The organism is Flagellimonas sp. S3867 (assembly GCF_014698935.1).
Lineage (GTDB): Bacteria > Bacteroidota > Bacteroidia > Flavobacteriales > Flavobacteriaceae > Flagellimonas.
This window is the reverse complement of the sequence record NZ_JACVMN010000001.1, coordinates 394,928-407,992: the sequence shown is the minus strand read 5'-3', so window position 1 is coordinate 407,992 and position 13,065 is coordinate 394,928. Positions and strand designations below refer to the sequence as shown.

The following is a 13,065-nucleotide window of genomic DNA, read 5'->3' as shown; positions in this document are numbered from 1 at the left end:
TCATTTTCCAAGATCACGCAAAAGTAACAAGAAATGCCAGGATACGGTCTTTGCTGAAGTTAGAATTAATGTTTAGTCTTCTCTTTTCAATTTTTAACTTTGGACTATGGGTAAAATTACAATTCAAGGAATCTTATATGATAATAAATCCTCTTTTTTAAGAGGTCCGAGCCTAGCTCCACCTCTGATTCGAAAGGCATATCACAGTAATTCTGCTAATTATTATGCTGAGGACGGTAATAATATAGTATCCGATTTATTTAAGGATACAGGTGATTACAACATCAAGGATTATTTTGATATTGCAGAAACCACTGCAAAACATTTGGAAATCGGAAGCCCTATGATAACGTTCGGTGGTGATCACTCCGTTACTTTTCCCATTATCCAGGCATTTCACTCAATTCACGGGCAGTTAGATATTCTACATATTGATGCGCACGGCGATTTGTATGAAAGTTTTGAAGGCGACCCATATTCACATGCCTGCCCTTTTTACAACATCATGAAAAATGGGCTGGCCGAAAATTTATATCAAGTAGGTATCCGCACCTTGAACGATACCCAGAGAGTCAATGCCAAAAAGTTTGGAGTAAAAATCAATGAGATGAAGGATTTTCATTCCTTTCAAATGCCTGCATTTAAAAATCCAGTATACCTCTCTTTGGATATGGATGCTCTGGACCCTGCATACGCTCCAGGAGTTTCGCACCATGAACCCGGTGGGTTAAGCACCCGGCAAGTAATCCACATCATACAGAAAATTGAAGCTCCGCTTGTGGGCGCAGATATCGTTGAATACAACCCAACTAAGGACATCAATGATATGACTGCAATGGTCTGTGCAAAATTATTCAAGGAAATAGCAGCTAAAATGCTTTAGCAATTAACCATCGGGGTGCATAAATTTTTGTTTTCCCAGAAGCACCTCTTCAGACTCTTCCCTGTCTTCATCAGGTATACAGCAATCCACCGGGCATACAGCTGCGCATTGTGGTTCTTCATGGAAACCCATGCATTCGGTGCACTTGTCAGGGGCTATATAATAGATTTCATCGCTCACGGGCTCTTGTACCTCATCAGCGTTCACAGCTTTGCCATCGGGAAGCACAACATCTCCTGCCAAAGAAGTTCCATCACTATATCGCCATTCATCAGCACCTTCATAAATTGCGGTGTTTGGGCACTCTGGCTCGCAAGCTCCACAGTTGATGCATTCGTCTGTTATGATAATTGCCATAATTTTCCTTTTCCTTTATACTGAAATCAGTTCAGCATGCTTACTTTTGGGGGACAAAAATAAACCCTACCAAATTAGTGTACAAATATAATGACGGCAGATAACCGAAGATTGAAAGCTTTTGTTAAACTTGGAAATTATCTAAGGGAATTTTGTGATAATCGTAATTCCCGGTCCCCGGAGCAATTTTTATCCCTAGATGATGCATTGACCAGGGCTGAGCAGCAGAATTCCTGGTTTACACAAGAAAATCTAATGCATTCATTACAACATTGGTCTTCATTGTTGACGGAAGAAAATCTAGATCAATGGCTTTCAAACTATTCATTAAGGGATAAAAGACAATCTAAAACCATTGGTGTGATTATGGCTGGTAACATTCCGTTGGTGGGATTTCATGACTTCATTTGTATTTTACTTTCGGGCAATAAGGTACTGGCTAAAACATCTTCAAATGATAAGGTTCTGCTTCCTTTTTTATCAGATTTTTTGGTTCATCAAGAACCTGAACTAAAGGATGCAATTGAATTTACCGAAGGAAAGTTTGACCATTTTGATGCCGTAATTGCAACAGGAAGTAATAATACCAGTCGCTATTTTGAATATTACTTTGGCAAAAAGCCCAATATTATTCGAAAAAATAGAAATGCAGTGGCCGTTCTTACTGGGAACGAAACAGAAAAACAACTAACTGCTTTGGGTGAGGATATTTTTAGGTATTGGGGATTGGGGTGTCGAAATGTTTCCAAAATCTACCTTCCTAAAAACTATGATTTCGACCAACTTTTTAATGCATTGTTCGCTTATAAAGATATTATCAATCAAAACAAATACGCCAACAATTACGATTACAACAAAGCGGTTTATTTGATGAGCGAATTCAAAATTCTGGATAATGGGTTTGTAATTTTAAAAGAGGATGAGAGTTTTTCTTCCCCCATTGCCTCAGTGTTTTACTCGTTTTACGATTCAGAGGATGCGTTAAAAAACAAATTGACTACTCAAGAAGGAGACATTCAGTGTATAGTTTCCCATGGCTTGTTTGCCAACGAAGTTGCATTTGGCCAAACCCAAAAACCCCAGTTGGATGATTACGCCGATGGTATCGACACCATGAAATTTCTGCTAGAACTTTAGGGAAACCAATCAGTTTTCATATCCAAGATTTTTTAAGACCTTTACCGCTTAATTAAAAACAACTCTGCCGGATGTTCTTCTAGAATCCTGCAGTAATGACCCTTTAAACGAACACATGAAAAAGCACAATTTTAGCGCAGGCCCTTGTATTTTACCTCAAGAAGTAATGCAAAAAGCATCTGAAGCAGTTGTTGAACTAGATGGCATAGGACTCTCATTAATAGAGATTTCACACCGAAGCAAGGAGTTTGTTGCAATTATGGACAAAGCACGGTCCCTAGCTTTGGAGTTATTGGGATTGGAAGGCAAAGGATACCAAGCATTGTTTCTTCAAGGGGGTGCCAGCACCCAATTTTTAATGTCTGCTTATAATCTTCTGGAGAAAAAAGCAGGTTATGTAAACACCGGAACATGGAGCCTAAAGGCCATAAAAGAGGCTAGATTGTTTGGTGAGATTATGGAAGTGGCCTCTTCACAAGACCAAAACTTCAACTATATACCCAAAGGGTATACTATTCCCAAAGATTTGGATTACCTACACCTTACTTCCAACAATACCATCTTTGGAACACAGATAAAAGATTTTCCCAAAACAAATGTTCCATTGGTATGTGATATGAGTTCCGATATTTTCTCACGTCAATTGGATTTTTCAAAATTCGATTTAATCTATGCTGGAGCACAAAAGAATATGGGGCCTGCTGGAACTACATTGGTGGTAGTGAAGGAAGATATTTTAGGGAAAGTATCTAGAAAAATCCCGTCTATGCTAGACTATTCCGTTCATGCAGGGAAGGATAGCATGTTTAATACCCCTCCTGTTTTTGCGATTTACACCTCCATGCTTACCATGCAATGGTTGAAGGATTTAGGAGGCATAGCTGCAATAGAAGAAATCAACGAACGAAAAGCGAACCTTATTTATTCCGAAATCGAATTGAATCCCGTTTTCTCAGGATTTGCAGCTAAAGAAGACCGTTCTAACATGAACGCCACCTTTAACATTACAGATGAAACGTTGAAAGAGATTTTCGATGAAAAATGTAAAGAAGCTGGAATCAACGGAATCAATGGTCACCGCTCGGTTGGAGGATATAGAGCTTCCATGTACAACGCCCTTCCGTTGGAAAGCGTGGGTGTGTTAGTTGATATCATGAGCGAATTGGAAAAGAAAGGATAACATAGAATGAAGATTTTAGCCAACGACGGTATTGCCCCGTCTGGAATAGATAAACTTCAATCAGAAGGGTTTGAAGTTATAACCACAAAAGTGGCCCAAGAACAATTAGAAAATTTTATCAATACCAATACTATAAGCGCTTTATTGGTGAGAAGTGCCACCGAAGCCAGGCAATCCCTGATTGACTCCTGCCCTAGTTTAAAATTGATTGGTCGTGGTGGCGTTGGTATGGACAATATCGACGTGACCTACGCAAAATCAAAAGGTGTACATGTCATCAATACTCCAGCTGCTTCATCAGAATCTGTTGCCGAATTGGTTTTTGCCCATTTGTTTGGAGGAGTTCGGTTTTTGTACGATTCAAACCGAAATATGCCCTTGGAAGGCGATAGCAAGTTCAAACAACTTAAAAAAAGTTATGCAGGCGGCTCCGAATTAAGAGGAAAGACTATCGGAATTATTGGCTTTGGACGTATTGGTCAAGCCGTAGCAAAAATGGCGCTTGGATTGGGAATGAAAGTGATTTTCAATGATCAAATTATTGAGAGTACAACTTTGGAAGTTCCTTTTTATGATGGACAAGCTGTAAAGTTTGAGCTAGAGAGCATTGATTTGGAATCTGTATTGAAAAATTCCGATTTTATCAGCGTTCATGTTCCCGCTCAAAAAAGTTATGTGTTGGGTAAAAAGGAATTTGAAATGATGAAAACAGGGGTTGGCATAATCAACGCCGCTCGAGGTGGAGTTCTTGACGAGGTTGCTCTTATAGATGCCCTGGAAAGTGAAAAAATTGCATTTGCCGGATTGGATGTTTTCGAATCTGAGCCAAAACCGGAAATCCGTATTTTAATGCATCCAAAAATTTCACTTACCCCTCACATTGGAGCTGCCACAAAGGAGGCCCAGGATAGAATTGGGTTGGAATTGGCAGACCAAATCATCAAATTGTTAAAGTAGTTCCGATACTTTTTCTTTTTTGTACATTGTTCTTCTAAACTAAACACTATAAAATGTCAGGATTATTAGATTTATTGAATAGCCCAATGGGCAAACAATTGATTAGCGGTGTAGCTGGTCAAACAGGACAACCTGAAAACAAAACTGCAGATGTTTTAAGCATGGCCATGCCCCTTTTAATGGGTGCTATGAAAAGAAATGCCTCTACATCAAATGGAGCGGAGGGATTATTGAATGAGCTATCATCAAAACATGACGGTAGCATCTTGGACAATTTAGGTGGCCTTTTTGGTGGCGGTGTAGATCAAGGTGTGATGGATGATGGAGCAGGAATCCTTGGACATGTATTTGGCACTAAACAACCTCAGGTAGAAAATGCGCTTAGTAGTAAATCAGGAATGGACGCTGGGACAATCTCTCAAATTTTAAAAATCGCAGCTCCAATATTACTTGGTTATTTAGGTAAACAAACAAAACAACAAAAAGTAAACAGTCCAGATGCCCTTACCGGACTTTTAGGTGGATTAATGGGAGGCGGAAGCTCTGCCAGAAAACAACAGTCTCTTATCGAAACATTCTTGGACTCTGATGGAGATGGAAGTGTCGTAGACGATTTGGCAGGAATGGTGCTCAACGGCGGAGGACGTAAAAAAAGCGGTCTCGGCGGTTTGTTGGGTGGGCTTTTTGGAAAATAATACAGACATTAACTTTATTTAACAAGGCCATTTGCTAGATCAAGTGGCTTTTTTTGTATTTTAATGTTATGAAAAAGAGCATTTTATATAACATTTTTATGGCAGTCTTGGCAACTTTTGTGTTGCTTTCCTGTACCTCACAAAAACAAGCACTGGATATTTCACAAGATGAGCAAGCTGTCTTCAATTCAAAAGATGAGGAAGAAGTAGAGATCAAAGACGATAAAACCGAGTATGAAATCATCATAATCGAACCCGGTTTTTTTACCTGGTTACAGAGTATCGCAAGACCAGAAGGGTATTATTCACAAAGTTTTTTGGAAAATCGAAACCAACTGTTGGTCATCAACTGGAACCAAAGGGTGTTGCAGCCAACACGCTTTGACCCTAGCTTGTATGAACTTCAAATCAATTATGATCCCAGCATAGATTATGGTTATGAAGTCAATTACAAGTTGTACAACTATTTCATCTATTTCCAACGAAAATACAATCAGCGCTTAGGGCCTTTTCTTCCTAGAATTTAATATGCTATTTTTGCCATCGAATTTTGTAGGATGGAAAAAATAAAAACACGTTGGGATATTACTAAAAACTGGCAACTTTTCTTTCCCATTTTTGGTGTGATATTGGTTTTATTGACTGCTTATACCATTACCAGACGTCTCTTACACCTTTTTGACCTGAATAACACCATTCTTGAATGGGTTTTTATTTTGGGTATAGTTTTGGCGCTTTGTTTTGTTATGCTCCGTTTTTTTCTGTGGTGTTTTAAAAAATTGGCCAACAAATGGCCCGTAGAGCAGCGCTGGGAGATGATTGCGATTTTTGTCGTATTTGCTATTACTGGAAGCGCCGCAGGAAAGCTTGCTGGACCATTTACCGAATTCTTGGGAATTCAAAGAGAAAATGTTAGCGGGTGGATATTTTGGACACTTAGAATATTGCTTATTTTTCCAATCTATCAAGTACTCTTGGTTTTCTTCGGATGGTTATTCGGTCAATTTCGTTTCTTCTGGAATTTTGAGAAAAAAATGCTGAAACGCATGGGATTAGGCTTTTTGTTCCCTTAGTTTATGTTTTTTTTAACATAACTGAAACACCTGACTCAGTTACCTTTGTTGCAAATGATTTCATTTTTTCCTAAAAGACTTGCAATATATGTCGCCCTTGTACTCACAATGGGCATGCTTACTCCGTCGGCGATAAAACTGGCACATGCACTTCACGGTCATGACCAAGAGGAACGATGTGTATCCCAAGGAACCAATCATATCCATCATATAGATATTGATTGTGATTTTCAAGATCTTACTACCGTATCAAAAGTATTTTTTGCTTCTGTTGACTTTTCTGCCATAGAAGTGGTCACCTTCGATTCGGCAAGTACATTTTATTCATTTCTTCTTAATCAAAACAAAAAAGAGCAGTTAAAGCTTAGGGGACCTCCCTCTGTTTCATGATCTATAGGTAAGAATTCAATAACTTATTATTTATACAATGAAACAGCTTTATACAGCAATGCTATTAGCATTGTGTCCATTATATTTTTATGCTCAAAACACAATTTCGGGAACAATAACAAATTCGGAAGATGGAGAACCACTGGTAGGTGTCTCTGTATATATGCCTAAACTCGAAAAAGGTGCTGTTACTGAGGATAGCGGCACTTATACAATCAAAAATTTGCCAGAGGGCAAATACAAACTCATCATCTCCTATCTGGGATTTGAAACACATTCCATTGAAATCAATGTAATGGAAGGAGAAAATCATTTTAGTTTTCAAATGGTTCCTTCAGCGATAGAGATTGACGAAGTGGTACTTTCAACGCCATTTCACAAGCTGCAACGCGAAAATGTGATGAAAGTAGAACAAAAAACCATTGCCGAACTAAAAAGCAACGGTGCTATTACCCTCGCAGATGGAATCACAAATATACCTGGGGTAGCTTCAGTTTCCACTGGGGTAGGAATCGGAAAACCTGTCATTCGTGGATTAAGCGCCAACCGCGTAGTGGTTTATACGCAGGGGATACGATTGGAAAACCAACAGTTTGGAGACGAACACGGTCTGGGAATCAATGATGCAGGAATTTCTAGTGTGGAAGTCATCAAAGGTCCCGCGTCCTTATTATATGGCTCTGATGCATTGGGAGGCGTACTCTATTTGAATCCTGAAAGTTTTGAATTACCCGATAACACCTCTGGCGACATCAACCTGAATTATTTGACCAATACCGCAGGTTATGGAACCAATGCCGGATTTAAAACTTCGAGTGAAAAATTTCGATTCTTAATTCGGGGCGCCCATAATTCCAATGCCGATTACCAAACAGGCAATGATGTTAAAGTAACCAATTCCAGATTCAGGGAAACGGATATTAAAACAGGGCTTGGATATCAATCCACTAAATTCAAAACAGAGCTTCGATACAATTATAATGATTCGGATTTGGGTATTCCTGAAGAAATTGGTGTACAAAACAGAGACCGTTCTCCCCTATTACCCAATCAGGAAATCAAATCCCATATATTAAGCTCAAAATCCAATTTCTTTTTGAAGAATTCTAGTTTACAGGCCATATTTGGATATACTTTTAATGATAGAAAGGAGTTTGAGGAGCATCATGAAGAAGGAGAACCAGAACCGGCCGAGGAAGAGGAAGAAGAAGGTCCTGCCTTATTTATGGAGCTGAGCACTTTTAATTACAATCTTCAGTTTAACCCGCAATGGGGAAGTATCACCACCATTTTTGGAGTCCAAGGGATGCACCAAAAGAATGAGAATTTTGGTGAAGAAGTGTTGATTCCGGATGCCATTACCAACGACTTTGGAGTTTTGGTGACTTCGCATATCCATTTCAATAAAAGTGACCTGCAATTGGGAGTACGGTATGACCTTCGTTCTATAAACGGCGAACAAAATGGCACAATGGGTGAAGAAGGTTTCATAAATGCCATCAGCAGAGATTTTAATAATTTTAATATTGCTGCAGGTTATCGGGTGGACGTTACCAAAAATATATTGGCAAGATTGAATTTGGCGACAGGCTTTAGGGCACCCAATTTATCGGAACTAACCTCCAATGGTACACATGAGGGTACAAATCGCTTTGAGATAGGAGACCCAAATTTGAAAAGTGAACGGAATTTTCAAATCGATTTGGCCTTGGAATATCAAAACAAACATGTTGAAGTATACGCCAATGCATTTTTGAATAATGTTGACAATTTCATATTCATTGAGCCTAATGGAGAGTTTGTGGACGAAGACCCCGTGTTTTTATATACACAGCAAGATGCCACATTATATGGAGGAGAATTTGGACTCCATTTTCACCCACATCCTTTGGATTGGCTCCATTACGAAAGTAGTTTTGATATAGTAATCGGAGAACTAAAAAATGATACTCCCCTACCCTTGATTCCTGCAAACCGATGGACCAATACACTGCGAGTGGAATGGGATTCTTTTCAAGGTGTAAAAACTAAAAGTTATGCCTTTGTCACATTGCAATCCGTATTCGACCAAAACAAGGTCAGTACATTTGAAACCAACACTCCCGGCTATAGTCTTGTTAACATGGGTGTTGGCGGAGAAATTAAAATCTTTGATCAGGCCGTAGGTATTAAAATCAGTGGAAATAATCTTTTCGACAAAAATTATATTTCGCATTTATCAAGGCTAAAAACTGATGGTATTGCCAACATTGGTCGTAATGTGGCATTTAATCTCAGTATTCCTTTATAAATAGATGATTGCTAATAAAGGGGCGGTGAATTACTTCAGTAGTTTATCGCCTTTTTTTGCGTTCAATACGTAAGTGTATAACCACATTAACGTGAAGGATGGAATAATGTCCATTCCAGGTACAAGTTCCTCAACAAAAGTGAATATCCCAGCGGCTTGCCCTATTTTCCCTTTGTACATCCGGGTCATAAGCCACCCAGCGGCTGGCGCCCAAATGACATCGGAAAACTCCCCAATACCCGGAATTGCAAATGATAGCATACCAATACCATCAAACAGCAATCCCAACAACAAATGTTTGTACTTGGGGTCTTTTTCTTTTCCCATTGACGAAAAATAGGAAATCGAATTGAGATGAAAAAATCGATTAGGACAAATCGGAGCTTATGAGCTTCAGAAACTCGTTTCGGGTCTCAATTTTTTCAAATTGACCTCGAAATCCTGAAGTTGTGGTAACCGAATTTTGTTTCTGCACCCCGCGCATCATCATACACATATGCGAAGCTTCAATAACCACTGCTACACCCTGAGGCTTTAAGGTATCGTTGATGCATTCCAGAATATCATGCGTCAAACGCTCCTGCACCTGCAACCTACGTGCAAAAACATCGACTATTCTCGGTATTTTACTCAATCCTACAATATATCCGTTCGGAATGTACGCAATATGTGCCTTCCCAAAAAATGGGAGCATATGGTGCTCGCATAAAGAGTACACTTCAATATCCTTAATGATCACCATATCGTCATAATCCTCTTTGAACATGGCACTTTTTAAAATGTCCGCAGCATCTTGTCTGTAACCTTGTGTCAAGAACAACATGGCCTTGGCCGCACGTTCTGGGGTTTTCAACAATCCATCGCGATTGACATCCTCCCCTATTTCATCAATGATCTTGGAAAAGCGTTCCTTGACCTCGTTGGTGACATTTATATTGTATTCCTCTAAGTTTTGATATGGTGCCATGGTTATTTTACGGTATTTAGCTTGTTTGAGAAATGTTTGTTCAACTTTTTAATTTTTGGATCTATAATGAATTGACAGTACGGTTGTGACCTATGATCGTTGTAAAAGTTTTGATGTTCTTGTTCGGCAACATAGAAGGGCTGTGCTTCAGATACGGGCGTTACTACCGGGGCTCCAAATACCTTTTCCTGTTCTAATAATGCAATAAACTGCTCTGCTAGTTCCTTTTGCTCAGGTGTTGTATAGAAAATTTCACTTCGGTATTGTGTGCCTACATCGTTGCCCTGACGGTTCAATGTGGTAGGATCATGAGTCGCAAAGAAGACTTCAAGCAATTCATTATATGATACTTCACTAGGATTAAAAGTAATTTCAATCGCTTCAGCATGTCCTGTGCGTCCTGTACAGATTTCACGATAGGCAGGGTTTTTAATAGCCCCTCCCGTATAGCCCGATTTTATTTCATGCACGCCATTTAGGCGCTGAAAAACGGCTTCGGTACACCAAAAACAGCCACCGGCAAAAATGGCGGTTTCCAAGTTCGTATTGTTTTGATTATCCATTTATAATTGAAAAGTAAACCAAAGATGTTAATTGTACAACCAATGGTTTTAATTAGACACAATTAAAAGTCGTAATTCAAGCAGAAAACTTTATTTAAAATCTCGATTTTTGCATGCTGAACAGTAATTGTTACTTTCACACCATAAAGCAACTTTAATGATCAAAGCTGTAAACATTCAAAAAAGTTACGGAAAACTACAGGTATTAAAGGGAGTTGACCTTGAAATACAAAAAAAGGAAGTGGTTTCCATTGTGGGAGCTTCAGGTGCTGGAAAAACCACCTTATTACAGATTCTAGGTACGTTGGATGCTCCATCCAATCCTAAGGATTGTGCGCTATCTGTTAACGATATTGATGTTTTACAATTGAAGGATAAACCCTTGGCCAGATTCAGAAATGAACATATTGGGTTCATATTTCAGTTCCATCAACTATTGCCAGAATTTACAGCTTTGGAAAATGTATGTATCCCGGCTTTTATCAAAAAAACGCCAAGGCACGAAGCTGAAAAAAGAGCAGAAGAGCTTTTGGATTTTCTTGGATTGAGTGATCGGTTCCACCACAAACCCAATGCCCTATCAGGTGGTGAGCAGCAACGAGTCGCAGTAGCCCGTTCCTTAATCAATGGTCCATCTGTGATTTTGGCAGACGAACCCAGTGGTAATTTAGACTCGGAAAGTGCAGATAACCTCCACCAGCTGTTTTTTAAGCTTCGTGATGAGTTTGGACAAACCTTTGTTTTGGTCACTCACAACACTGAATTGGCCAATATGGCCGACCGCAAGTTGACCATGGTCGATGGACAAATAGTATCCTGATCAAGCATTATGACTCAGTCAGAACTTAAAGATTTTCTGGATGAAAAGGTCGCGCAGTACAACCATCCAAAGTTTCTAGAGGACGACCCCATTCAAGTTCCACATCGGTTTTCTGCAAAGGAAGACATTGAAATCAGCGGTTTTTTAACAGCTACCATCGCCTGGGGCAACCGAAAAAGCATTATCAACAATGCTACGCGCTTGATGGAACTCTTGGATAACGCTCCGAACGATTTCATACAGAACCATACAGAAACCGACTTGGAAAAATTAGGTCCCTTCGTCCATAGGACCTTCAATGTAATCGACCTTCGCTATTTTGTGCAAAGCCTAAACAATATTTACAAGCACCATGGTGGATTGGAATCGGTATTTTCCAAGCATCAGGAAAAGGATTCTCTACAATCCTCCATTTCCCAGTTTAAAACCACATTTTTTGAACTTCCGCATCAAACTAGAACCCAAAAACATGTCTCAGACCCGCTGAAGGGTTCCGCGGCCAAACGCATTAATATGTTTTTCCGGTGGATGGTACGGGATAATGGCACTGGAGTTGATTTTGGTCTATGGAAAAGCTTGAAACCCTATCAACTCTCTTGCCCTTTGGATGTCCATTCAGGAAATGTAGCCCGAAAACTCAAACTCCTAAAACGCAAACAAAATGACGCCAAAGCACTGGCGGAACTGGACAAAAGCCTTAGAAAACTAGACCCAGTTGATCCCGTAAAGTATGATTTTGCCTTGTTTGGGCTCGGTGTTTTCGAGAAGTTCTAGGCCCGACTTCCTGTGTTGATTTTGATGTATCTTTATTCCAACGACTAAAGTTGAGTGAAGTAGATAAGAGTTATGAATAGATCATCATCATGAAACAATCAAAGAAAATTAAAATAGGTGAATTAGAATTTGACTGCCGATTTTCGGGAGAAGCAACCGGTGAACCTGTTGTTTTACTTCACGGTTTTCCCGAAACATCTATCATGTGGATTGGTTTGATGGATTACCTGGCCTCTATCGGATTTTATTGCATCGCTCCCGACATGCGCGGCTATAGTGCAGATGCTTGCCCAAAAGGTGTGAAAAACTACGCTATGGAAAAACTTAGAGCCGATATATTGAATATAACAGATGCTTTAGGGATAGGTAAATTTCATTTGATTGGCCATGATTGGGGAGCTATCATCGGCTGGGACATAGTTTATAACAACCCTGAAAAAGTTATTAGTTGGACGGCCTTGGCGGTTCCGCACAGTAAATCCTTTTTGAAAGCGTATAAAACAGACCCCGTACAGCAAAAGAAAAGTCGCTATGTCAGCTTATTTTTGTTGCCCTTCATTCCCGAATTCAAAATAAGAAAGCATGATTTCAAAGGTTTTAGAAGGTTATGGAAAAACAGCTCTTCGGAAGAAGTGGAGCACTATCTATCCGTTTTTAGAAGAAAATCTTCTTTGACAGGAGCGCTGAATTACTACCGAGCAAATCTTGGAAAGAAAAAAATGGAACCTATTGGGAACATTGAAACGCCGACCCTATACATTTGGGGTAAGAAAGATTTGGCTGTAGGTGAAGTAGCTGCCAAAGGAAATGAAAAATATATGAAGGGAGATTATACTTTCCTTGAGCTTGAAGGTGGACATTGGTTGATCCAAACCAATTATGAGGAACTGGAACAAGCAATAGAAAAACATTTAACTAAATACAGTAATACTTAGCTTTTGGTGAGACAAGGAAATATCCTTATACGCATTGTTAAGTT

Annotated in this window: 16 protein-coding genes; 12 read left to right on the top strand and 4 right to left on the bottom strand. The window is 39.4% G+C overall.

Translation table 11 applies throughout. The annotated features are described in order from the left end of the window. Positions 1 to 106: 106 nt before the first annotated feature. Positions 107 to 883 carry an agmatinase family protein gene (locus tag IAG46_RS01825; protein WP_190808612.1) on the top strand — a complete coding sequence of 259 codons (777 nt, stop codon included), beginning with the start codon at positions 107 to 109 and terminating at the stop codon, positions 881 to 883. A gap of 3 nt (positions 884 to 886) precedes the next feature. On the opposite strand, the gene IAG46_RS01820 is transcribed toward IAG46_RS01825, so the two are convergent. Then, entirely contained in the window at positions 887 to 1,240 is a 354-nt protein-coding gene (locus IAG46_RS01820) for a 4Fe-4S dicluster domain-containing protein (RefSeq protein WP_190808611.1), read from the bottom strand. A 90-nt stretch (positions 1,241 to 1,330) separates the two neighbouring features. Here IAG46_RS01820 and IAG46_RS01815 point away from each other — a divergent pair, with 90 nt between their 5' ends. The 8 genes from IAG46_RS01815 to IAG46_RS01780 all read left to right on the top strand — a co-directional run bounded on the left by IAG46_RS01815 (position 1,331) and on the right by IAG46_RS01780 (position 8,962). Beyond that, positions 1,331 to 2,377 carry an acyl-CoA reductase gene (locus tag IAG46_RS01815; RefSeq protein ID WP_190808610.1) on the top strand — a complete coding sequence of 349 codons (1,047 nt, stop codon included), beginning with the start codon at positions 1,331 to 1,333 and terminating at the stop codon, positions 2,375 to 2,377. Positions 2,378 to 2,492: 115 nt separating this feature from the next. Beyond that, complete coding sequence (gene serC, locus IAG46_RS01810; protein WP_190808609.1) at positions 2,493 to 3,557, top strand: 3-phosphoserine/phosphohydroxythreonine transaminase; 1,065 nt, start codon at positions 2,493 to 2,495, stop codon at positions 3,555 to 3,557. Positions 3,558 to 3,563: 6 nt separating this feature from the next. After that, on the top strand, positions 3,564 to 4,514 hold the full coding sequence (locus IAG46_RS01805; RefSeq protein WP_190808608.1) for a D-2-hydroxyacid dehydrogenase: 951 nt from the start codon (positions 3,564 to 3,566) through the stop codon (positions 4,512 to 4,514). 53 nt (positions 4,515 to 4,567) lie between these two features. Next, a complete protein-coding gene (locus tag IAG46_RS01800; RefSeq protein WP_190808607.1) occupies positions 4,568 to 5,209 on the top strand; it encodes a DUF937 domain-containing protein in 642 nt (213 codons plus the stop codon). Positions 5,210 to 5,277: 68 nt separating this feature from the next. Then, positions 5,278 to 5,736, top strand: a complete 459-nt coding sequence (locus tag IAG46_RS01795) for a DUF6146 family protein (RefSeq protein ID WP_190808606.1) — start codon at positions 5,278 to 5,280, stop codon at positions 5,734 to 5,736. 30 nt (positions 5,737 to 5,766) lie between these two features. Continuing rightward, positions 5,767 to 6,282 carry a DUF6787 family protein gene (locus IAG46_RS01790; protein WP_190808605.1) on the top strand — a complete coding sequence of 172 codons (516 nt, stop codon included), beginning with the start codon at positions 5,767 to 5,769 and terminating at the stop codon, positions 6,280 to 6,282. Between the two features lie 54 nt (positions 6,283 to 6,336). Next, positions 6,337 to 6,672, top strand: a complete 336-nt coding sequence (locus IAG46_RS01785) for a hypothetical protein (protein ID WP_190808604.1) — start codon at positions 6,337 to 6,339, stop codon at positions 6,670 to 6,672. Between the two features lie 37 nt (positions 6,673 to 6,709). Continuing rightward, on the top strand, positions 6,710 to 8,962 hold the full coding sequence (locus IAG46_RS01780; RefSeq protein WP_190808603.1) for a TonB-dependent receptor: 2,253 nt from the start codon (positions 6,710 to 6,712) through the stop codon (positions 8,960 to 8,962). A 30-nt stretch (positions 8,963 to 8,992) separates the two neighbouring features. Here IAG46_RS01780 and IAG46_RS01775 read toward each other — a convergent pair whose 3' ends face one another. The 3 genes from IAG46_RS01775 to msrA are packed head-to-tail and all read right to left on the bottom strand — an operon-like array spanning position 8,993 to position 10,492. After that, positions 8,993 to 9,289 (bottom strand): hypothetical protein, encoded by a 297-nt coding sequence (locus IAG46_RS01775; RefSeq protein ID WP_190808602.1) that lies wholly within the window; start codon positions 9,287 to 9,289, stop codon positions 8,993 to 8,995. Positions 9,290 to 9,329: 40 nt separating this feature from the next. After that, entirely contained in the window at positions 9,330 to 9,929 is a 600-nt protein-coding gene (gene folE / locus IAG46_RS01770; RefSeq protein WP_190808601.1) for a GTP cyclohydrolase I FolE, read from the bottom strand. Positions 9,930 to 9,931: 2 nt separating this feature from the next. Further along, a complete protein-coding gene (gene msrA / locus IAG46_RS01765) occupies positions 9,932 to 10,492 on the bottom strand; it encodes a peptide-methionine (S)-S-oxide reductase MsrA (RefSeq protein ID WP_190808600.1) in 561 nt (186 codons plus the stop codon). A gap of 157 nt (positions 10,493 to 10,649) precedes the next feature. Between msrA and IAG46_RS01760 the strand changes: the two genes are divergently transcribed. The 3 genes from IAG46_RS01760 to IAG46_RS01750 all read left to right on the top strand — a co-directional run bounded on the left by IAG46_RS01760 (position 10,650) and on the right by IAG46_RS01750 (position 13,021). Then, positions 10,650 to 11,312, top strand: a complete 663-nt coding sequence (locus IAG46_RS01760) for an ABC transporter ATP-binding protein (protein ID WP_190808599.1) — start codon at positions 10,650 to 10,652, stop codon at positions 11,310 to 11,312. A gap of 9 nt (positions 11,313 to 11,321) precedes the next feature. After that, positions 11,322 to 12,086 carry a TIGR02757 family protein gene (locus IAG46_RS01755; RefSeq protein WP_190808598.1) on the top strand — a complete coding sequence of 255 codons (765 nt, stop codon included), beginning with the start codon at positions 11,322 to 11,324 and terminating at the stop codon, positions 12,084 to 12,086. Between the two features lie 89 nt (positions 12,087 to 12,175). Then, complete coding sequence (locus tag IAG46_RS01750; RefSeq protein ID WP_190808597.1) at positions 12,176 to 13,021, top strand: alpha/beta fold hydrolase; 846 nt, start codon at positions 12,176 to 12,178, stop codon at positions 13,019 to 13,021. The last annotated feature ends 44 nt before the right edge of the window (positions 13,022 to 13,065 follow it).

What these genes read in the sequence shown, in the direction of transcription:
- IAG46_RS01825 (WP_190808612.1), top strand. Translation starts at nt 107, where the DNA reads ATGGGTAAAATTACAATTCAAGGAATCTTATATGATAATAAATCCTCT.
- IAG46_RS01820 (WP_190808611.1), bottom strand. Translation starts at nt 1,240, where the DNA reads ATGGCAATTATCATAACAGACGAATGCATCAACTGTGGAGCTTGCGAG.
- IAG46_RS01815 (WP_190808610.1), top strand. Translation starts at nt 1,331, where the DNA reads ATGACGGCAGATAACCGAAGATTGAAAGCTTTTGTTAAACTTGGAAAT.
- serC (WP_190808609.1), top strand. Translation starts at nt 2,493, where the DNA reads ATGAAAAAGCACAATTTTAGCGCAGGCCCTTGTATTTTACCTCAAGAA.
- IAG46_RS01805 (WP_190808608.1), top strand. Translation starts at nt 3,564, where the DNA reads ATGAAGATTTTAGCCAACGACGGTATTGCCCCGTCTGGAATAGATAAA.
- IAG46_RS01800 (WP_190808607.1), top strand. Translation starts at nt 4,568, where the DNA reads ATGTCAGGATTATTAGATTTATTGAATAGCCCAATGGGCAAACAATTG.
- IAG46_RS01795 (WP_190808606.1), top strand. Translation starts at nt 5,278, where the DNA reads ATGAAAAAGAGCATTTTATATAACATTTTTATGGCAGTCTTGGCAACT.
- IAG46_RS01790 (WP_190808605.1), top strand. Translation starts at nt 5,767, where the DNA reads ATGGAAAAAATAAAAACACGTTGGGATATTACTAAAAACTGGCAACTT.
- IAG46_RS01785 (WP_190808604.1), top strand. Translation starts at nt 6,337, where the DNA reads ATGATTTCATTTTTTCCTAAAAGACTTGCAATATATGTCGCCCTTGTA.
- IAG46_RS01780 (WP_190808603.1), top strand. Translation starts at nt 6,710, where the DNA reads ATGAAACAGCTTTATACAGCAATGCTATTAGCATTGTGTCCATTATAT.
- IAG46_RS01775 (WP_190808602.1), bottom strand. Translation starts at nt 9,289, where the DNA reads ATGGGAAAAGAAAAAGACCCCAAGTACAAACATTTGTTGTTGGGATTG.
- folE (WP_190808601.1), bottom strand. Translation starts at nt 9,929, where the DNA reads ATGGCACCATATCAAAACTTAGAGGAATACAATATAAATGTCACCAAC.
- msrA (WP_190808600.1), bottom strand. Translation starts at nt 10,492, where the DNA reads ATGGATAATCAAAACAATACGAACTTGGAAACCGCCATTTTTGCCGGT.
- IAG46_RS01760 (WP_190808599.1), top strand. Translation starts at nt 10,650, where the DNA reads ATGATCAAAGCTGTAAACATTCAAAAAAGTTACGGAAAACTACAGGTA.
- IAG46_RS01755 (WP_190808598.1), top strand. Translation starts at nt 11,322, where the DNA reads ATGACTCAGTCAGAACTTAAAGATTTTCTGGATGAAAAGGTCGCGCAG.
- IAG46_RS01750 (WP_190808597.1), top strand. Translation starts at nt 12,176, where the DNA reads ATGAAACAATCAAAGAAAATTAAAATAGGTGAATTAGAATTTGACTGC.